Below are 20,261 nucleotides of genomic sequence, written 5' to 3' on the forward strand. Positions count from 1 at the left end.
CTTTTATGCTGTTTTTCGCCCTAATTGTTGCCCTTATCAGCTTGTGGCTGGCCTGGCCGGGCTTGCAGCGCCCGGCTGCCGCTTCGCCGCTGGGCTACACCCTGCGCTGGGTGTTATTTGGCCTGCTGGCCGGCAGTGCGGTGTTTCTGCTGTATCTGTTCTACGGCTTGCGCACCGGGGCGCAGGCGCACTAGTCGGCACCTGCAACGGCCCCAGTCTTAAGGGCGCAACTCCAGCAAGGCTTGCCCCTCAATATCGTAGGATGCAGTATCCTGCCGCTGACGGCGCATTATTTCCTGCAGGAATACGGTGAGACTGGCCCTGGGCGTCGTAGCGCGTAGCGTCAGGGTGGGGTTGGGTACTTCCACCCATTGCTGCCGGTTGCGGCCGTGCACGCGAGCCAGCGAATCGGCCACGGTGCCCAAATCGACGCTCAGCTGCCGCTGCCAGGTGCCATCGGCGCGCTGCTGTTCCAGCCACAGGTCGTGCCCCTGGTTTTCGGTGCGCACCCGGAATATGCCTTCCTGAGCCGTTATCTCCAGGTTTAGGTCGTGCTCATTATAGCTATACGAGCTGATGGACGACAGCCAGTAGCGCCCCCCACCCAGCTTCTGAAACTCGGGCCGCCCGGTGTGAAATCGGACCGACAGCTCTTTGGACTCGTTCAGATTGTAGGGATTGTAGATCGGAATACCGCTCAGGCCCGCGAGCCGGTCGGTAGCCCAGTCCCGCTGTTGCCAGCTACGCAACTGCTGCAACGAATCGGGCGGGGCCAGGCTGGCAGTGAAGTAGGGCTGCAGACGCTCTAGGGCATTACGCTTACTGAAATACTCGAAGATGGAGCTGATGCGCTGCTTGGTGGGCCGCGACATATTGGGCACCCGCTGCGCGGCGCTGTCCAGCTTGCCGTTGCGGAGCCGCGGGTACTGCGCCATCAGTTCCCGCAGCTGCCCCAGCTGGCTGCGCTCCGATATGGCGAAGGCACCCCAGGGTCCGCCGGCGGCTACCAGCGCCACCAGGGCCAGGGAAGCCGGAATCCAGATGATGCCCTGGCCGCGGCGCATCAGGAAATAAATGGCTACCAGGGCCAGCCACCCGGCCAGAATCAGCACGAAATAGCGTTCTTCGGTGAGGCCGTACTGCCGCACCCGGGTACCGATGGCTACGGCCAGCAAGCCCAGCAGCGGAAATAGGGCCCGGTAAAACCAGCGCGCGAAGGTGCGAATCCAGGTATTTTCGGCCGCGTGGCGGATGGGGTGAATCAAAAGCAGGGCGAAGATGCCGGCCACCGAAAAGGCCAATACTAACAACGACACCCATCCTTTGGGCAGCTGCCACTGCCCCAGAATGCGGCCCAGATAGGCATACAAAATGCCCAGATAGAGCACCACCAGGGGCAGCAGCACAAATTGGGTAAACATCTTCAGTCCCTTTGGGTAGGGCGCTTCCTGCTCCAAAGCGGCAAAATCGGCGGGCACGCCGGCCAGGAAAAACCAGGTATTGAACACCGTGCCTAGTACCGTGAACAGGTGCTCGTAGCTATGCTCGCCCAGCTTAATATCAAACAGATTCTCCACCGCCAGCATGGCCAGCGCGCACCCCGCATACAGCACGCCCGAGTAGAGGCCGGCCGTGAGAATGCGCAGAAACAGGGTTTCGTTGTAGCGCCAGAAACCGGGCGTATCGGCCTGGCGGCGCAGTTCGGGCAGATACGGCACCGCGGCTACCAGCAGGTGCAGCGCCAACAGCAACAGCAGCAGGCGCAGGCTCCAGACGGTATCGGGCTCGGCGGGGCAGACGGCGTACCACAGCGCCAGCAAAGCCAGGGCCGCGGCCTGCCCCGCCAGCGCGGCCCAGCGCGGCCAGCGGTAACGCTCGGCGGCCAGAGCGACGCACAAGGTAAGCGCGAGGCCCAGCCCGGCCGCCGACACCACCGGAAATAGCCAGGCCAGCTCTTTTTCTTCCTCGGAGCTGAGGCGCTGCCAATAAATACCGACCACGCACAGCACCAGGCTACTCAGCAGGGTAAGGGGAAAGCGGCGCACCACGCGGGCGGCCTCGGCAACGACACGTTGCAAAGAGGGAAGAGCCATTAGGAATATTGAATATTGAGGCAAGAAACAGCTTTCCCGGCAGTTCCCATCCTTGCAGCTCATCAATTCGGGTATGCCGCCCACGCCGGCCTTGGTTTACCCCATTCCCTTATCTTTGCCCCGGTGCCGCGTATTGGCAATCCCCTTTTTTGTCCGCTGACAAATGCTTGATACCCCACTGCGGGTTTGGCGACGCTTACTGCTCGCCTCCTTTCTCTTCCTAGCCAGTTTATTGGCCCAGTCCCAGCACCACTCCGCCCCCACCGCCGGCCCCGACCAGCCCGGGGTGCATGGCATGCTGGTTTTTGGCAACCACCGCGTTTATGCTTCCCATCTGCCCATGTTTCGCAGCCCGCACCACTACCAGGTGCTGCTGGAGCTGACGCTCAGCGACTCAACTAAAGCGGCCTACAAAAGCAGCCAGCAGCAATTTCCCGGCGAAACCGTGTATACCCTGGAGCCCGAGCCGTTTGTGCTCCCCGACATGCTCCGCCAGCCCCGGCCGTTCCGGGCTACGCTCTACCGGGGGCATTTTGAGCGGGGCGGCACGGCCATTGCCCGCCACGTCACGGTCCAGATCCGGCAAGTGTTGTACGCTGAAAAGCTGGAAGCGCGGCGCATGGCTAAGCCGGCTCTGCTCATCATCGGGGAAGAGCCGCTGATGTTTGCCATCCACCGCATTGCCCGCCAGCCCGATTTCGACCAGGTAGTGGCCCTGCAGGTACCGAGCTACGTTGGTATCAGAAAGGCGCCCCCGCTCCTGCAGATTGTGCCCGCCAAGGCCGCCCGGCGCCCCCTCAAACCAGGGCACGTCATCAATATCAAGGCCCAGCCGAAGCTGGCGGAGCAGCAGCTGACGGTAACTCGCAGTGTGTATCTGGAACACGCCGACCTGCGGTAGCCATGCGCATTCACTGCCTGCAGCACGCCGCTTTCGAAACGCCCGGCACCATTCTGGAATGGGCCGCCCGGCACGACCATTGCTGGTCGTACACCCGACTCTACGAGCCACAGCCGCAGTTTCCGCCCCTGACTGGGTTCGACTGGCTCCTGATTCTGGGTGGGGCCATGGGCGTGCGGGAAGAAGACCGGTATCCGTGGCTGAAACCCGAAAAGGAGTTTATCAAGGCCACCATTGAAAGCGGCAAAATCGTGCTGGGCATCTGCCTGGGGGCGCAGCTGCTGGCCGAGGCTCTGGGCGCCGACGTGTACCCTAACCCCGTACCTGAAATCGGCTTTTGGCCCATCCATCCCACGCCCGCGGCGGCGACCCACCCGCTTTTCGGGCACCTCACCGGCCCGCTTACCGTGCTGCACTGGCACGCCGACACGTTTACCCTACCCGTTGGGGCCATGGCGTTGGCTTCGTCGGCAGCCTGTGCCCAGCAGGCATTTGTGGCCGATGGCCGGCTCGTGGGCCTGCAGTTTCACCCTGAGCTGACGCCCGAGCTGCTACACGCCATGCTGCACCACGATGGCCACGAGTTGGTGCCAGGAGCCTGGGTGCAGCCCGCTGACCTTGTACACCAGCAAGCAGTTGAGCTGGCGGCCGGGCAGGCGTTTTTGTTCCAACTGCTCGATCAGCTGGCCTTGCGGCAGGCGAACTTCTGATAGCACTGGCCGGTAGTGGCGTACCCCCGGCCGAGCTTGTTTCTACATTCTGGTTGGGAAGCAGCCGGACCGGCAGCCGTTCCCCATATCTTCCCCGCCGATCCTGCGTACCTTTGCCCGAATGCAGCCGCAGGCCCTGGGCCGGGCTTCTCCCGTTTTAAACCAAACTCCCCGGCCCTCGGCTATGAGGCATTTCTTTGCTCTTCGGCTCGCAGCTACGCTGCTGACTTTTGCTCCCACGGTTGCCCTGGCGCAACAGTCCACGACCAAACCGGCCACTCCGGCAACCAAGCCGGCTAGTACGCCGGCGGCGAAAAAGCCAGTAGCGGCCCCGACCAAAACTACCGCTGCCCCAGCGGTGGCACCCGGCAAAACGGTCCTGACTCCTCCCAAAACCGGGGCCGCGACTCCCAAAGCGGCAACTACACCCAAAGTCACGCCCGCTGCTGGCGTTGCCAAACCTGCTACCACGGGCACCACCAAGCCGGCCGCTGCCGGCACCACGCCGGCCAAACCAGCCTCTTCTGCCACGGTAGCGCCCAAGCCGGCCACACCGCCCAAGCCAACTGGTCCGCCGCTGCCGGCTAATATGGGCTCCTCGGACCCGAACGTGCGCTACCAGAACGGCAAAATCCTGATAACCCAGACCCGCTACGACCTGGCCATGCAGGAGCTGGAGACCCTCACCCCGCCCGCCGCTAAGTTTGACCGTGCCCCCGAAGCCGCCTACTTATATGCCGTAGCCGCCACCCGCGCCAAGAAATGGGCCGAGGCCGAGCAGATGCTGAACCTGCTGCGCAATGAGTATCCTACCTGGCCGAACATGGCTGAGGCGTTTTTCCTGCAGGCCCAGATTTCCTTCGAATTGGGTGAAGCCGATAACGCCCTGAAAATGCTGGCCCAGCTGCCCGCCGGCCGCCTCACCACCGAGCAGGAAGCCATGAAAGCGGTGTACCTGCCGCGCGTGAAGGACAAGCTGGTGTTTCAGGCCCTGCTGACGCGCTACCCCCAGGATGCCGCCGTGGGCCGGGCCTATGCCGATAAGCTCGTGACTGGCGGTTGGTATACCGAGGCCGACAAAGCCACCCTCGACCAGCTCGTTACCCAGCTCAGCCTCGACCGGACCCGCTATACGCCTCGGCCCAAGGCCCAGAAGAAAAGCAGCTACAACGTGGCCGTGCTCCTGCCCTTCGAGTTTGACGACCCGAGCTGGGAAAAGCAGCGCAAAAATCAGTTCGTTACCGACCTCTACGCCGGCATGCGCCTCGCCCAGGATTCGCTGCAGCGCGAAGGCCGACCCGTACAGCTCTACTCCTACGATACCGGTGCCGACACGCTGCAGCTTAAGCAGGTGCTGGCCCTGCCCGAGCTGGCTTCGATGGACATGATTATCGGGCCAGTGTATAAGTCGGGCAGCAAGATTCTGGCCCGCTACGCCCAGCAGAAGCAGATTATCTGTATCAACCCCCTCTCCCAGGATGCCGACCTAGTGCTAGACAACGGCTGGCACTACCTCTTCGAGCCCAGCACCGTAACGCAGGCTAAGCAGGCGGCGCAGTTTGCCATTGGCCGCTTTACCAGCCGCACGGCCGTGGTGCTCTACGAAGACACCAAGGACGAAGCCGCGTTTGGCCAAGCTTACAAAACGGCCTACGAAGCCCTCGGTGGCAAAGTACTCCAGCTGCGGCGCATCAATTCCGACGTGGACGAATCCATCGGCAGCGGCTTCGCGGGCCTCGACCTGAAAACCGTGGGCCACCTTGTGGTAGCCTCCGACCACCGCAAGTCCGGGCCCTACACGCTGGGCGTGATGCAGAGCCAAGGTGCCCGGGTGCCGCTGCTCACCTACGCCTCGTGGCTGGAAAACAACCGCATCAGCCTGGGCCAGCTCGACTCGCGCGACGTGTTCTTCATTCATCCCAAATACCTGGACAAAACCCTGCCCGGCGTGCGGCGCTTCCGCCAGCTTTACCTCCAGCGCCAGAACCTGCCGCCCTCGGTATTCGCCTTCACCGGCTTCGAGCTGCTCTACTACTTTGCTTCCCAGCTGCACCAGCACGGCCCCGGCTTCCAGCAAAACTTGGCCGCTTCCGGCCCAGTTTCCGGCGCGGTGTTTCAGGGCATCGGCTACCCCAGCGGCGCCCACGACAACCAATACGTGCCCTTCACCAAGCTCGAACGACTGGAAATAGAGGTGCAGAACCCGGTGGGCATCCGCTAGGTTTGTCAATAAGCACCTCCTCCAGAACGTCATGCTGAGCGAAGTCGAAGCATCTCTACCGCTTCGTTGCACTGCTAATTGAATACTATTGCGGTAGAGATGCTTCGACTTCGCTCAGCATGACGTTCTTCTCTATTCCTTCCCTCCCCTTCTTTTTCTTTCCTATGCCTGCTTCTTCCGACCTCAACCTCTCTACTTCCGACGCGCTGTTTACCCGGGCCAAAGACCATATTCCCGGCGGCGTCAACTCGCCGGTGCGGGCCTTCCGGGCCGTGGGCGGCCACCCCGTGTTCATGCAGTCGGCCAAGGGCGCGTGGCTGACCGACGTGGATGGCAACCGCTACATGGACTTCATCAACTCCTGGGGCCCGATGATTCTGGGTCACGCGCCGGAAGTGGTGCTGGAGGCCGTGCAGCAGGCTATTCCGGCTTCGCTGTCGTTTGGCGCGCCCACCCGCCGCGAGGTGGAAATGGCCGAGCTGATTAAGAAGATGGTGCCCAGCATCGAAAAAGTACGGCTGGTAAATTCCGGCACCGAGGCCTGCATGTCGGCCATCCGGGTGGCCCGCGGCTACACGGGGCGCAACAAGATTATCAAGTTTGAAGGCTGTTACCACGGCCACGGCGACTCGTTCCTGATTGCGGCTGGCTCCGGCGCCCTCACCCTGGGCACCCCCGATTCGCCCGGCGTCACCGAAGGCGTAGCCCAAGACACCATCACGGTGGCCTACAACGACTTGGCTGCCACCCGCGCGGCCGTCGAAGCCAATAAAGACCAGGTAGCGGCCCTCATTCTGGAGCCCGTAGTGGGCAATATGGGCCTCGTGGCCCCGGCCGAAGGTTACCTGCAGGGCCTGCGCGAGCTGTGCACCGAGCACGGTATCGTGCTCATTTTCGACGAGGTCATGACCGGCTTCCGTCTGGCCCGCGGCGGCGCGCAGGAGCTTTTCGGCATCACGCCCGACATGACCACGCTGGGCAAAATCATCGGTGGCGGTATGCCCGTGGGGGCCTACGGCGGCCGCCAGGATATCATGGACTGCGTGGCCCCGGCCGGCAAGGTCTACCAGGCCGGCACGCTCTCCGGCAACCCCATTGCCACCGCCGCTGGCATTGCCCAGCTCACCTACCTGCAGGAGCACCCCGAGCTCTACACCGAGCTGGAGCGCATCACCACCCGCATTGCCAACGGCACCCGCCAGATTGCCGCCGAGCTGGGCCTGAACTACACCGTGAACCAGGTGGGCTCCATGTTCAGCGTGTTCTTTACCGATAAGCCGGTACACAACCTGGAAGACGCCAAAACCTCCGACACCGAAGCCTTCGGCCGCTACTTCCGCGCCATGCTGCACCGCGGCATCTACCTGGCCCCGGCCCAGTACGAGGCCCTGTTCGTGTCCACGGCCATTACCGACGAGCTGGTCGACCAGTACCTGACCGCCTGCCGCGAGTCGATGCGCGAAGCCCACGGGTTGTAAGCTCATTTTCTGTCATCCTGAGCAGCGCGAAGGGCCTTCTGGCCTACCCCACTGAGGGTTTTACCAATGTAACGAAGCCCTTTACTGCTGCGGTAGTAGAGGGCTTTTGTACGTTTAATGGGGCTGCTCATTAAGGTGAAGAAGGTACTTCACTGCATTCAGCATGACAGGTGGAAACACAGTTTTTTCACTCCTTTTCTGAACCACGACGGCAACTGGTTACCTTTGCGGCCAATCTGCCTTGCTGCTATGCGCCAATTTCGCCTCCTATTCTCCCTTGTTTTCGTGCTCGTAGCCACCCTGGGCTCCCTGCAGGCCCAGGTAGAAGCACCCGCCGTAGCCAACAAGCGCCTGTTCGACCGTACCGTGGACGAGCTGAATTTCCGGACGATGGAAACGGTCTACGACAAGTCGTTTACCCGCAACAAGTTCCCCGTGACGCTGCGCAGCCACAAGGCCCGCAAGGAATTCGACGGCTTTGGCGGCAACGCCAACCTGCGGAAGCTGTTTCTGAACTACAACGACGTGGCGGAGCGCTTCAAAAACCGCTTCGGCAAAGGTCGCACCGATCTGGCCGAGTTCGACAAGCAGCTCAACACACTCCTGATTGACAAGAACTTCGAGTTCTTTATCCGGGTGCTCCCCCGCGACGAGCGGGTGGCCCTGATTCGCTCCCTGCAGCGCGTCATTAAGCAAGCCTCCGCGCAGTTCAACGCCTCCGAAGACCCCAATCCGGAAGATGTGGCCGTGGATGAGGCCGCCGTGCCCCCCGCCGATGCCGACGCCGCCCCGGCTACGCCCGCCGTGGCCGAAGACCCCGCGCCCCAGCCCGAAACCCTCAGCTCCACCGCCCTTACCTCGCCCACTCCCAACAACCGCGCCCTCGACGTAGCCGTGCGCCACGACTGGGTCGACTACCTGACGCTGCTCTTCGCGGTTACGGCTACCCTGCTGCTGTTCTACATCATCACCACGGTGCTGCCCGACTTACGCGCCCGCCTCGATGGCTTGGCCGAGGAGCTGGAAGAGCGCCAGCCCGATGCCAGCCGCCCCCGCAAGCGTTCCACCAACGCCTTGCCCGAAGACCGCTACGGCGACGAGGACGACCCGGAGTAGGGGTAGTTGTTAGTTGTTGGTTGTCAGTTGTTAGTCAGGGAGAGCACCTTGCTACTTATGGAAACCAATACCTAACAACTAGCAACGAACAACTGACAATTAACACCCCTTCCATGATTCTTACCGATCAGCAGATTCTGGCCGAGATTGAGCGCGGCAACATCGTCATTGAGCCCTACGACCCGGCCTGCCTGGGCACCAACTCCTACGATGTGCACCTGGGCCGCTACCTGGCCACCTACCGCGACACGGTGCTGGATGCCCGTAAGCACAACGAAATCGACGTATTTGAAATGTCGGCCGAGGAAGGCTTCGTGCTGCAGCCCGGGGTGCTCTATTTGGGCGTCACGGAAGAATACACCGAAAGCCACGCGCAGGTACCGTTCCTGGAAGGCAAATCGAGCGTGGGCCGCCTGGGCATCGATATTCACGCCACCGCCGGCAAGGGCGACGTAGGCTTCTGCAACACCTGGACCCTGGAAATTTCCGTAACCCAGCAGGTGCGCGTGTACCCCGGTATGCCTATCGGCCAGCTCATTTACTTCGCCGTGCAGGGCGACGTGACGACCTTCTACAACCGCAAAGCCAACGCCAAGTACAACGACCGCACCGACAAGCCGGTGGAGTCGATGATGTGGAAAAACAACTGGTAATGTGGGCTAATGTGCTAATGATTAATGGCTGATGTGCTAAACTCGTGTCATTGCGAGGCGTAAGCCGAAGCAATCCGTCCGCTACACAGTGGCAAACGCGCTTTTACCAAAAAGCCCTTTACTACACGCGGTAGTAAAGGGCTTTTGGCTTCAGCACATTCAGCCATTGCAGAGGACGGATGGTCGCGGCTGCGCCTCGCAAGGAGGCATTTCTCACGCTCTTTCCCCTGCCTCTTACAGTAGCGCCTAAAACTTACACGAACTCCCTGGCACAGTTTTTCGTTAGTTAATGACAACTGCTGGCTGCTGAGGCGTTCTTTTCAGCTACCGGCAGTTTTCCATTCGCCCTAAAACGCTTCTATATTATGAGAAACCAACTTGCCACCGCCGCGCTGATTCTGGCTGCTACGCTGGGCGCGCAGGCTCAACAGAAGCCTTCCATTGTGCAGCCCCAGGATAAAACCAAGGCCACGCCCCGTCTGAACCCGGTGCAGGAGCGCGCCAAGCGCCTCTCCGACCAGATGGCCCGCGACCTGCGCCTGAACGGCTACCAGTCGACGCGCCTGCGCGCTATCAACGAGGATAAGGTAGCCAAGATGGCGGCCATTGAGCAGAAGAATGCCGGCAACCCCAAGCTCATCGACGAGCAATGCGGGCTTGTGTGTCGGGAGCGTGACAAGGAACTGCGCACGGTACTGAGTACCTCGCAGTACAGCGCCTACTACGATTCCCGCGAGGATTTCTATAAGTACGACAAAGATTACGCAAAGCTGACCAACGCCGTCTTCGTGCGCTCGGTACAAAGCCCGCTGCCAGCCAGCAGCCGCGGTACTACCATCGGTCCGGCCCGTACGGCCAGCCCCGAAGCTTCCCGTTAGCAGTTGCTTATTGTATATAGAAAAAGCCCCGTCGGACGATTCCGGCGGGGCTTTTCTGTATATCAGAACAATGTAGAGACGCATACTTGCGCCGCATCGTTGAACGACCGAAGGCCACAACTAAAATAACGTCAGCAACGATTGAGACGCAACTATGCGCCTCAGCATCGTACTAGCGCTGCTCGGCTTCCTGCTTGTTGAGGTAGTCGGTCAGTTCGCGGCAGAGGTTGCGCATTTTGGTGGCCATTTCCGTGTCACTGGTGGCCGTTACGATGCTTTCGGCCATAGCGCCCATCGTGTCCACGCAGAAGCGCTTCATTTCGTCGACGGGCATTTCCTTGGTCCAGAGGTCAATTTTCATCGTGCCCCGCTCATCCCGGTCCCAGAGGGCAATGTTGATGGCCTTGGCAAAGTGAATATCGGGGCCCGCGTCGGTGGCCGTCCAGCTGATGGCCTCGGGTACTTTCTGGTCGTCGAGGGCAATGCTGAAGCGGATTTCAGACTTCTTCATTCTAATGTGCTAATGTGAGAAATGTGCAGAATGTGCTAAATGAGAAAATGTGCTGACGCGCTAATGGAGCCGTTTGGTCATTAGCACATCAGCACATTTAATCACATTCGCACATTAAAGTTTAAACGTAGTTGTTCAGCATCACTGGCATCACCAGCATCAGGATGCTTTCGTTGTCGTCGGCTACTGTTGGCATGAGCAGGCCGGCGCGGTTGGGCGTGCTCAGCTCCAGGGTGATTTCCTCGGAGTCGATGTTGGAGAGCATTTCGGCCAGGAAGCGGGCGTTGAAGCCGATTTCCATGTCTTCGCCTTCGTACTGGCAGGCCAGCCGCTCGTTGGCTTCATTGCTGAAGTCGAGGTCTTCGGCCGAGATGGTCAGCTCGGAACCAGCCAGACGCAGGCGTACCTGGTGGGTGGTTTTATTCGAGTAGATCATGATGCGCTTCACCGAGTTGAGCAGCTCGGCGCGGCTGATGATGAGCTTGTTGGGGTTGCTCACCGGAATTACGTTCTCGTAATCGGGGTAGCGCTCATCAATCAGGCGGCACACGAGGCGCATCTGATTGAAGCTGAAGAAGGCATTGGAATTGTTGAACTCGACGCGCACGGTAGTTGCCTCGGAGGGCAGAGCACCTTTCAGTAGATTAAAAGCCTTGCGCGGCACAATCAGGTTGGCCGTCTGGCCCGCGCCCACGTCGGAGCGGCGGTAGCGCAGCAGGCGGTGGCCGTCGGTGGCTACGAAGGTTACCTGGGCGTCGGCCAGCTGCACCAGAATGCCGGTCATGGCCGGGCGCAGCTCGTCGGTGCTCACGGCGAAGATGGTCTTGTTGATGGCGCGCGACAACGACGAGGAGGGCATCTCAATCGGAGCCGAGCCTTTCACCACGGGCACGCGGGGAAAGTCGGTGGCGTTTTCGCCGGCCAGCTTGTAGCGGCCGTTGGCCGAGGCAATTTCGATGGTGTAGGTTTCCTCGTCCAGGGTGAAAGTCACAGGCTGGTCGGGCAGGTTCTTCAGCGTATCGAGCAGGATGCGGGCGGGAGCGGCAATGCGGCCACTCTCGCGGGCTTCCACGGGCAGCTCGGTAATCATGCTGGTCTCCAGGTCGGAGGCCGTAATCGTCAGCTTGCCATCCTCGATTTCGAAGAGAAAGTTCTCCAGAATCGGCACCACGGGGTTGTTGGTCACCACGCCGTTAATGCTCTGGAGCTGCTTGAGCAAGGCGGAAGACGATACGATAAACTTCATATAGGCGGGGTTGGCTGGCGTTTTTTGGAAGACGACAAAGATAGGAAACCCAAGCGGGGTTTTCTAGTGCCGACGCGGGCGGCTTTGCAGGCAATATAGCGGCTTTGCACCCCTCACAGGAGTGCTAACGACCCCAGCCGGGCGTATTTTATTCCAGCTCAGCCATTGCATACCCGCCCGAAAGCTTTTTACTTACTTGGACTACGCCCATTTGAATTTGCACCATGCCTGCTGCCCCGCTCTACCACCTGGTTTACCAAAGCAATGTAACGGCCCCAATGAGTGAGGCCGAGCTGGAGGCGCTGCTGGTGCAGGCCCGCGCCTGGAACCACAGTCACGACCTGACCGGCGTGCTGCTCTACTGCGACTCGAACATCATTCAGGTGCTGGAAGGACCCGAGGATGAGGTGGAATATATCTTCGGCCGCATCGAGCAGGACCTGCGCCACTACGACGTAACCAAGCTGGCCGACGGGCCCGTGCAGGAGCGCAACTTCGCGCAGTGGTCCATGGGCTTCCGGGCAGTGCACCCCAAGGACTTTGCCTACCTCACGGGCTACCTCGACCCAGCAGCTCCCTCCTACCCAGCTGCCGTTGTCCAAACCGACTCGGCCTCCCTGCGCGAGCTGCTGGCTTCCTTCGTCACCGACCAGAAGATTCGCTACTAGCCCGGCCCCAGCGGCAAACTAGCCCGGTACTGGCGCAGCATTTCCTGGTCGGCGGGCCGGTTGCGCCGGGCACACTGGTCGAGCAGGTGCTCCAGTGTAGCCAGCGGCAGGCCCTGGTGCCAGTGCCGCCCGGCCGCAAACTCGGCCCAGGGCCGGAATTCGTTTTCGTAGCACAAGTCGAGGATAGCCTCCTGCCGCCGGGCGCGCAGGTAATACTTGCCCTGCAACTGCGCCTGAGTCAGGGGCAGCGCTACGGGCTCTTGCCAAAGTTTTATTTCCCAGCCTACGGCCTGCAAGTGGCGCACGGCGGCCTCCAGCACCGGCACCTCGAAGGGCAAGAGCAGGTCGCAGTCGTGGGCGGGCCACCGGGCCAACGTGGAGCACTGCCAACGCACCGCCAGGGAGCCGATAACGCAGAACTCGACCCCGGCCGCTACCAGCTCGTGCAGCGTGTGGCGGTAGAGCTGCTCATGTTCGGGACTCATGCCGAGGGGTAGTAGTCGAGTGAGGGCGCGGGCACCCGGCTGAGCACCCGACTGTCGGGGTCCCAGTCGCCGGAAAGGGTGCCATCGGAGTGCAGAATCAGCTTTTGCAGCACGCCGGTGGCATTAGCCGCCTGCAGGGCCGGGTAGCTGCTGGTTTCGAAGATGACTTCTAAGTCCTGCCAGCGGAAATGCTCGTTGTAATAATAGTAGCCGAAAGTGCTGCCCGCGTACTGCCAGCCGGGCCGGATGGCTTCCAGCGTGGGCGCCACGGCCGTCAGCAGGGGTTCGATGGGTACCCGGTTCAGCTCAATCCAGTCGGTAAACACGTTGGGCAGGTAGCTGCCCTCCAGGCGGCTCAGCTCCCGAAATACCACTTGGCGCACGCCCATCCCACGGGCCCAGGCCAGGTAGCGTTCCACATCGGAGAGGGTAGCAATGCCAGTCTGGGTCAGGATGCAGGAGTTTTTCACGGCCAGCTGCTCGTGTAGCCCGCGCACGGTGGCCTCGTACACGGCGTTGCGCCAGATGGGCTGGTTGCGGTTGAAGCGCATGATGCGCTGGTTCACGTCCTCATCATCGTGGCAGCGGGAGAGTTCGAGCCGGCTCAGGCCGAAGCCGTGCAGGGCTGGCACGAGGCTGGGCTCGGTAGCCAGGCCGCTGCCGTTGGTATAGAGCACCTTCTCATCGAAAACAACGCCCTCGGCTTCCAGCCCACTAAGGCAGGCCAGCAGCCCGCGTAGCCAGCGCGGCTCGGCCGTAGCCTCCAGTCCCGACAAGCTCAGGCCCAGCGCAAAGCCCCGAAAAGGGAGCAACACCGCGCGCAGACGCTGAAAGTAGGCCGGATAGTCGTCAATCAGGCGCTTGGCCGTAAGCTGGTGGCCCTCATGGCGCACGAGCTCCTCCGAGCAAAAGGCGCAGTGGGCGTTGCAGCGCACCGCATTGGCAAAGGGAGTGAAGGTGAGGCCTGGCCGCAGCCGGTGCTCCTGCCCAAACGCCTGCCACAAAACGGAAGCCACGGGCTGGTAGAGCCGCCAGGTAGCCTGCCGGAAATACACCAGCTCTGGGGAGGAAGTGGCCGTCTGGTACTGGTTGCGAAGGGAAGCCGCCATAGGACTGCCAAGCTAGCGGTTTTGGGGGAATTGAAGGGAAGCAGCATAGACCAAACAATTCTGAGCAAACAATTTAAATTGTTTGCTCAGAATTGTTTGTAGTTTGAAGCCTTCCTGTAAATGCCATGTCGCAATACATCCGTACCCGCCTGAGTCTGACCCAGGAGCGCCTGGCCAACTGGCTTGGCATCCCGCGGGCCAGCCTGGCCCTGGCCGAGCGCGACCATCAGCCCTTGCCTTACGCGGCCGGGGTGCAGCTGGCCCGCCTGCTGCTGGCCCTGCACGGGCAGGTATTTGACCCCGCCGGCAACCGCCCGGCCCCTCCTCCCCTGCCTATACCATTACCCGAGCAAAAGCCGCTGCTTAAGCGCATCCGGTACTGTGAGCACCACGCGGCCCGGTTGCGGCGGAAAGTGGAGATGATGCGAACTATAGTCGAAGCCTATGAAACCCGGTTGGCGGTATTACCAGCTCTGTGGGCTTGGACGGGCGAAGTGCGCAACCCAGCGCTGGAAAAAACCTGGCTAGCCCTGCTGGAAGGCGAGGCCATGAGTGCCCTGCTGGATACCTACGGCGCCGGACCCCAGAAGCTGCTGGAAGCGCGCATTGCCGGGCTGGAGCGGGAAGCCGAGGTGCTGCGGGAGCTGGTGGAGAAGCTGCCGGCGGCTCCGGCTGGTTAACTATTACTGTTCTGGTAATTACATAGACTTGTACTCCCACCCAAAAGCCGCGTTTTATCCCAACCCGATGCTTTCAGAACAAGAAATACTCCGTACCCTCGACCATGCTAATGATGGCTACTATTGCCACTTCATTCCGCTCAATCATCCCTACAATTATCTTATTGATACCCGGCTGAACCTGTTTCGCAGTGAAAACGAATGGGCCATTGCAGCCGAGATTCTCAGTTTTCCTCCCCGGGGCGGCTTTATTGAGCTTAATATCTATTATTATGGCAACTGCCTGATCAACCTGGAAGAGTACAACAACCGCCACACCAACACCTACACAGTATATCCCATCGACGAGGACTCTTTCCGGGAGGCTACTCCGGAGGAGGCTTTGAGCCCGGCGGCTACTACGCTGCTGGTGCGCGGCGTACCCGTACGGGTGCAATATCCGAAGGAAGAGTACGCCCGATTAGGCATTGAGCTGATGGAGTTTGAGCCGGGCCGCATCGAGCTTGATGAATTGGGGCGCATGCTGATTACCGAGCGGCAGGATTTGTTTCGGGCCACAGATGCGGAACTGTATAAGTCTATTCCGGCCCACTTGAGCAAGATTCTCGTGCTTGATGAATGGCACCACAAGGACTTCACGGTGAGCCCACCCAAGGTGCTGTCGGATATGGAAATTGTGCAGGCCTTCGCGCTTACTATCCGCAATGGTGGCTTACCCGACATGAGTCTGGAGGACTTGACTACCACGATACGCCGGCAGGAAACGCTGCTCAACCGCCAGGACCAGCAAGAGTGGAACAGCAGCCGTCCGAGCAGCTACGAAACATGGCCGCAGCTGGCCCGGGTGCTGACCACCGGCGACGTGCAGCACTACCGCCCCACGCTGCCGCCCAACACGCACTGGTCGAACTGGCCGGAATCCGGGGCATTGTAACAAGAGCCCGCCGGAGCTTGTACACCTAGTTGATCTGGATGGCGGCGTGGGTGTTGTCTTCGGGCCGCCGGTCGATGAGCAGGTAGTCGGGGTCGATGACGGCTTTGACGGGCGGCTCAGCCACGGTGAGGCGCACTACTTTGCGGGCATTGGTAACCAGCAGGCGTTGGCGGGCCAGCACTTTGTTGTGGGCCCCGTACAGAGCTAGGTCGAGGTAGTCGTGCAGGGGGGCTTCGGTTTCCTTGCCTAGGGCATCGGCATAGCGCTTGTGAGCCTCCAGCCGGATAATGGCCTGGTAGCGGCCGTCGGGCAGGCGCTGGTAAGCCACTTCCTGCACCTGGTTGTCATACAAGGTGATGCGTTTGAGTTGGTCGGCCACGAAGTACCGCAGCGAATCGGGGGCGGCACGCAGAATGTAGCCGTAGAGGTCGTCGGAGGTAGGGTACGGCGCCGGGCGGCCCTGGTAGTCGCGCATAAACTGGCCGAGGGCGCCGTGGAGGTGTTTTTCGCCCAGGTAGCTGCGCAGCGCATACAGCGCCACCGAGCCTTTGGCGTAGTGAATATGGGGCTGGTCTTCGTTGTAGAGCAAGGGCAGCTCGCGCACCTTCTCGCTGGCCCGGCCGCGCAGGTAATAGTCGAGGGCGTAGCGACGCATGGTAAGCACCTTAGCTGCCCCGTACTGGCGTTCCAGCATCACGGTCGAGAGGTATTCGGACACCGATTCGGACATAAATGTGGCGCCCTGCACAGCCGCGCCCACTACTTGGTGCGCCCACCACTGGTGCGCCATTTCGTGGGCTACTACGCGGTAAGTGCGGTCTACGTCGTGGTCGTCGGGGCTGGTTTGGGCAATGAAGCCGAGGCCTTCGGAGTAGGGCATGGTGCCGGGAAAGGCCTGGGCAAACTTCTGGTAGCGCGGAAACTCGATGATACGAGCCTGCTGCTGAGAGTAGGCACCAAACTGCTGGCCGTAGTAAGCCAGGGAGGCGCGCATGGAGCGCATCATGCGGTCCAGGTTGTAGGGGTGGCCGGGGTGGTAATAGATTTCCAGGTCGACGCCGTTCTGCCGCTCACGCCGCACTTTATAGCGGGCCGAGGTGATGGAGTAGAAGTTGAGCACCGGCGCGGCCAGGCGGTAGTGAAAGTAGCGGCGGCCGTGTTGCTGCCATTCCTTAACCAAGGAGCCGGGGGCCACAGCAATCTGGTCGGGACTGGTGCTGAGCGTGGCTTCGAAGCGCAGCCGGTCGGCGTCGGTCGAAATATAGGTATTGGCGTAGGCGGCCGAGTCGGTTTGCGGGGCCATGCGGGGCCGCTCGGGCAGGCCAAACTTGGCGCGGTCGGGGGCGCTTTCCAGCTCCAGGTTGCGGGTGTAGCCGATGGTGGGCGCCAGCTCGAAGTTGTTGAGGAAAGTGCCGTTGCCATTAATCAGAGGCCGGGAAACTTTGTTTTCGAAGCCCCGGGCCCGGTAGCTGGCCGAGTAGCCGAGCACCAGCGAGTCGCCGGGGGCCAGGGCGGGCTGCAACACGAAGCTGCGGAAGCCCAGGCGCTGGTCGTTGAGCACGGGCCGGCCGCCGGGAATGCGGAACTGAAAATCTTCCAGGTAGCTGCCGTAGGACACACGCAGAGTATCGAGCGGAAGGCCGGTTTTATTAGTCAGCGTGAGCTGGCCCTTCACCTGCACGGCCCGGGCCTCGGGCGTGAGGTCGATTTGCAGATTCACGGCCGTGACGCGGGGCTGGGGGGCATGCTCGTAGCGCTTGTAGCGCTTTTCGTAGTCGGCCGCCAGGCTTTGCTCCTCGTGCTCGGTGGTGTAGTCGTTGCGCACGTCGATGTTGTAGTAGATCCAGGTGCCCAGGCCCACCCAGGCCAGCAGGCCGGTGGCGGCCACGGCCCGCAGCGCGGGGGTAAACGACTGCCGCAGCTGCGCGGCGCTAAAAGCCCCGCCCACGGCCCGGCCCCGTACCCACAGCCCGGCGGTGAGGGCCACCAACAGCACGCAAAAGGCGGCCCAGTAGAGCTTAAACCACACGATGGCCGCCGCGAAGGGCCCGAAGCCGTTCATGTCGGAGTAAGTAAAGGCGGGCGTGTCGGCGAAGCGGAAGAGGTTGTTGTTCCAGTCGAGGGCCGCGCCACTGATGGCTTCAAACAGGATAATGGCCACGGTGAGGCCATAGGCCAGGAACTTGTTGCGCAGCAGCACGTGCAGAAACACCGTGCCCACGGCCACCATCACGTAGCGGGTAAACTCGATGCCGAACACGGCCTGGCCGTAGAGGCTCCACTCAAAATGGGTGTAGCCCTGCAAAGCCTGGGCCGCCACGCACACCAGCAAGCCCACGCTCGTGAGCAAGGCCGCCACGAAGACCAGCGTCAGCAGCTTGGCCGTGTAGGGTACCCACGACGGCCGGGCCGACGCATCGAGGATACCGTCGAGGCGGGCGTCCTGCTCTTTCCACACCAGCGCCCCGCCGTAGTACACCAGCACGGCAATGACGAACGTGCCATAGGTACCGTTTATCAGGTCGAGCATGGTGTAGGTGACCGGGTAGAAGTGGCCGCCCTCCCGCTCCGAGGCCGTGGCCGCAATGCTGAGCAGGTTGATGACGCCCAGCCCGAGAATTATCCAGAACGGCACGCTTTTCAAAATACCCAGCAAGTCGAGCCGGGCCTGCTGGGTGAGCTGCACCAGGGCGGCGCCCCGGTCGTGGCGGGGCTGCACCTGCGGCCGGGGCGTTGGCGCGGCGCGGCGCACCGGAGCCGCGGGCTCGGTCAGGCGCTGCTTTTTGACTTTGCCGGTAGAAGTGGTGAAAGAAAACACGCCGTGGGTGAGGCCCATCAGGGCGCCGGCAATGCCCAGCCACACGAGGCGGTTGGTAAGCAGCGGACCGGCGAAATCTAGCACGGCGGTGTTTTTCTCGGCTACCGTCCAGTACTTGGTCAGGGAGCTGAGGGTGCGCAGGCCGAAGGGGTCGAGCAGCAGCACGCTGGCGGGTGTGTCGAGGTTGGGCGTCAGCAAGCCTACCAGCAGAAAGCCCACCATCAGCCCCAGGGCAGCAATAAAGGCGTACACCGTATTGCGGGTAAGCACCGTGAGGCAGTAGATGATGGCTCCGGCCAGCACCACGTTGGGCACGATGAAGAGCCCAACAGCCTGCACATAAGGCACCAGCTGAAACGCGCCCACTCGGGCCGGCTCGTTGAGTAGCGTACCCAGTAAAATAGCCAGCAGCAGCCCCACCAAAGCCAGCACCGCCACCAGCACGCCGCCGGCAAAGCGGCCCCAGAGGTAACCTCCTTTTTCGAGCGGCGCGGCGTAGAGCACCGGCGCGTAGCCCGAGCCCGAGTCGCGGGTGGCGGTGCTGGCCATGATGGCCGTAATGAAGAGCAGGCAGAGCATGGTCATGGCTGCGGCCCGGCTCAGGATGGCAAAGGGTGCGTTGACGTGCAGGTTGCGCAAGTCCTGGCCCATTTGCAGGTTGGGCCACAGCATGGCCAAAAACGTGAGGCCGAACGTGACGGCCAGGAAGATGTAGCTGAGCGGCTGCTTGCGCCAGGTGGCCAGCTCGAAGCGGAGAAAGGCGGTAAACATGAGCGGGCGGGCTTAGGCAGGAACGGATACGGACTGCACGGCTTGGTTTTTTCCCTGGATGGTGGAGAAAAACACGTCTTCCAAACTAGGCTCTACGGCCTGGAATCCGGCCGCTTCCAGCGCTTCGCCTTCCACGTGCAGCAGGGGCTGCCCGGCCAGCAGCTTGGTCGAAATCACGCGGTACTGCTGCTGGTATTCGGCCAGCTCGGCCTTCTCGATGGTTCGTTCCCAGATGCGGCCCCTGAGCTCGTGCATGGCGGCCTGGGGGCGGCCGGCAAACAGCACCCGGCCCTCGTTGATGATGGCCATGTTGCGGCACAGCTCCCGCACGTCGTCCACGATGTGGGTGCTTAGAATCACGATGATGTTTTCCCCGATTTCGCTCAGCAGGTTGTAAAACCGGTTCCGCTCCCCGGGGTCGAGGCCGGCGGTGGGCTCATCCACAATGATGAGCAGGGGCTGGCCGATGAGGGCCTGGGCAATGCCGAAGCGCTGTTTCATGCCGCCCGAAAACGTGCTGATGCTGCGCTTGCGCACTTCGTAGAGGTTGGTTTGCTCCAGCAGGGCCTTTACCGTTTCGCGCCGCTCCCCACGGTTCACGATGCCTTTCACCACGGCCATATGGTCAAGCAAGTCCTCGGCCGACACCCGGGGGTACACCCCAAACTCCTGGGGCAGGTAGCCCAGCACCCGGCGCAGGGCCATTTTATCCTCTAGCGCATCAATGGCATCGAGGTGGATGCTGCCGCTGTCGGGCGCTTGTAGGGTAGCAATGGTGCGCATCAATGAGCTTTTGCCGGCGCCGTTGGGGCCCAGCAGGCCAAACATGCCCTGCGGGATAGTCAGGCTCACGTTGTCGAGGGCCTTGACCCCGTTGGGGTAGGTCTTCGACAGGTTTTTGATGATTAGGTCCATGCTGAAAGGAGTTTAGGAGCGGTGTCGTGGCGCCTGCCACGCGGTTTGGTGCCGTAAACATGCCTTTCTTATGC

18 protein-coding genes are annotated in these 20,261 nt (G+C 61.5%); 11 read left to right on the forward strand and 7 right to left on the reverse strand.

Annotated elements, in window-relative coordinates; translation table 11 throughout:
- Positions 1-5: 5 nt before the first annotated feature.
- Entirely contained in the window at positions 6-194 is a 189-nt protein-coding gene (locus LGH74_RS07175; RefSeq protein WP_226173927.1) for a hypothetical protein, read from the forward strand.
- A 24-nt stretch (positions 195-218) separates the two neighbouring features.
- On the opposite strand, the gene LGH74_RS07180 is transcribed toward LGH74_RS07175, so the two are convergent.
- Positions 219-2,093: a DUF4153 domain-containing protein gene (locus tag LGH74_RS07180; protein WP_226173929.1), complete on the reverse strand. Its 1,875-nt coding sequence runs from the start codon at positions 2,091-2,093 to the stop codon at positions 219-221.
- A gap of 232 nt (positions 2,094-2,325) precedes the next feature.
- Between LGH74_RS07180 and LGH74_RS07185 the strand changes: the two genes are divergently transcribed.
- The 7 genes from LGH74_RS07185 (at position 2,326) to LGH74_RS07215 (ending at position 10,050) form a co-directional block, all read left to right on the forward strand.
- Positions 2,326-2,994 carry a hypothetical protein gene (locus tag LGH74_RS07185; RefSeq protein WP_226173931.1) on the forward strand — a complete coding sequence of 223 codons (669 nt, stop codon included), beginning with the start codon at positions 2,326-2,328 and terminating at the stop codon, positions 2,992-2,994.
- Positions 2,995-2,996: 2 nt separating this feature from the next.
- On the forward strand, positions 2,997-3,704 hold the full coding sequence (locus tag LGH74_RS07190) for a type 1 glutamine amidotransferase (RefSeq protein WP_226173933.1): 708 nt from the start codon (positions 2,997-2,999) through the stop codon (positions 3,702-3,704).
- 184 nt (positions 3,705-3,888) lie between these two features.
- Positions 3,889-5,925 carry an ABC transporter substrate-binding protein gene (locus LGH74_RS07195; protein WP_226173935.1) on the forward strand — a complete coding sequence of 679 codons (2,037 nt, stop codon included), beginning with the start codon at positions 3,889-3,891 and terminating at the stop codon, positions 5,923-5,925.
- Positions 5,926-6,089: 164 nt separating this feature from the next.
- Positions 6,090-7,403: a glutamate-1-semialdehyde 2,1-aminomutase gene (hemL, locus tag LGH74_RS07200; protein WP_226173937.1), complete on the forward strand. Its 1,314-nt coding sequence runs from the start codon at positions 6,090-6,092 to the stop codon at positions 7,401-7,403.
- 249 nt (positions 7,404-7,652) lie between these two features.
- Positions 7,653-8,519, forward strand: a complete 867-nt coding sequence (locus tag LGH74_RS07205) for a hypothetical protein (RefSeq protein ID WP_226173939.1) — start codon at positions 7,653-7,655, stop codon at positions 8,517-8,519.
- Between the two features lie 113 nt (positions 8,520-8,632).
- Complete coding sequence (dcd, locus tag LGH74_RS07210) at positions 8,633-9,172, forward strand: dCTP deaminase (RefSeq protein ID WP_226173941.1); 540 nt, start codon at positions 8,633-8,635, stop codon at positions 9,170-9,172.
- Positions 9,173-9,537: 365 nt separating this feature from the next.
- On the forward strand, positions 9,538-10,050 hold the full coding sequence (locus tag LGH74_RS07215; protein WP_226173943.1) for a DUF4890 domain-containing protein: 513 nt from the start codon (positions 9,538-9,540) through the stop codon (positions 10,048-10,050).
- A 172-nt stretch (positions 10,051-10,222) separates the two neighbouring features.
- Here the strand turns inward: LGH74_RS07215 and gldC are convergent, their stop codons facing one another.
- Positions 10,223-10,561, reverse strand: coding sequence for a gliding motility protein GldC (gene gldC / locus LGH74_RS07220; protein ID WP_226173945.1), 339 nt, complete (start codon positions 10,559-10,561; stop codon positions 10,223-10,225).
- A gap of 121 nt (positions 10,562-10,682) precedes the next feature.
- Entirely contained in the window at positions 10,683-11,807 is a 1,125-nt protein-coding gene (gene dnaN / locus LGH74_RS07225) for a DNA polymerase III subunit beta (RefSeq protein ID WP_226173947.1), read from the reverse strand.
- A gap of 224 nt (positions 11,808-12,031) precedes the next feature.
- Between dnaN and LGH74_RS07230 the strand changes: the two genes are divergently transcribed.
- Positions 12,032-12,475, forward strand: coding sequence for a BLUF domain-containing protein (locus tag LGH74_RS07230; protein ID WP_226173949.1), 444 nt, complete (start codon positions 12,032-12,034; stop codon positions 12,473-12,475).
- Here LGH74_RS07230 and LGH74_RS07235 read toward each other — a convergent pair.
- Both LGH74_RS07235 and LGH74_RS07240 read right to left on the reverse strand, forming a co-directional pair.
- Positions 12,472-12,960, reverse strand: coding sequence for a hypothetical protein (locus LGH74_RS07235; protein WP_226173951.1), 489 nt, complete (start codon positions 12,958-12,960; stop codon positions 12,472-12,474). The genes LGH74_RS07230 and LGH74_RS07235 overlap by 4 nt on opposite strands.
- Positions 12,957-14,069 (reverse strand): radical SAM family protein, encoded by a 1,113-nt coding sequence (locus LGH74_RS07240; protein ID WP_226173953.1) that lies wholly within the window; start codon positions 14,067-14,069, stop codon positions 12,957-12,959. The genes LGH74_RS07235 and LGH74_RS07240 overlap by 4 nt, the downstream gene beginning before the upstream one ends.
- Positions 14,070-14,194: 125 nt before the next feature.
- Between LGH74_RS07240 and LGH74_RS07245 the strand changes: the two genes are divergently transcribed.
- Both LGH74_RS07245 and LGH74_RS07250 read left to right on the forward strand, forming a co-directional pair.
- Entirely contained in the window at positions 14,195-14,749 is a 555-nt protein-coding gene (locus LGH74_RS07245) for a hypothetical protein (protein WP_226173955.1), read from the forward strand.
- A gap of 67 nt (positions 14,750-14,816) precedes the next feature.
- The gene (locus tag LGH74_RS07250; protein WP_226173957.1) at positions 14,817-15,683 is read left to right on the forward strand and encodes a DUF7003 family protein; all 867 of its coding nucleotides are present in this window, start codon (positions 14,817-14,819) and stop codon (positions 15,681-15,683) included.
- Between the two features lie 25 nt (positions 15,684-15,708).
- On the opposite strand, the gene LGH74_RS07255 is transcribed toward LGH74_RS07250, so the two are convergent.
- Both LGH74_RS07255 and LGH74_RS07260 read right to left on the reverse strand, forming a co-directional pair.
- Positions 15,709-19,272: an ABC transporter permease/M1 family aminopeptidase gene (locus LGH74_RS07255; RefSeq protein ID WP_226173959.1), complete on the reverse strand. Its 3,564-nt coding sequence runs from the start codon at positions 19,270-19,272 to the stop codon at positions 15,709-15,711.
- A gap of 12 nt (positions 19,273-19,284) precedes the next feature.
- Positions 19,285-20,187: an ABC transporter ATP-binding protein gene (locus LGH74_RS07260; protein WP_226173961.1), complete on the reverse strand. Its 903-nt coding sequence runs from the start codon at positions 20,185-20,187 to the stop codon at positions 19,285-19,287.
- Between the last annotated feature and the right edge of the window lie 74 nt (positions 20,188-20,261).

The organism is Hymenobacter lucidus, assembly GCF_020447265.1.
In the GTDB taxonomy this organism is placed as follows: domain Bacteria; phylum Bacteroidota; class Bacteroidia; order Cytophagales; family Hymenobacteraceae; genus Hymenobacter; species Hymenobacter lucidus.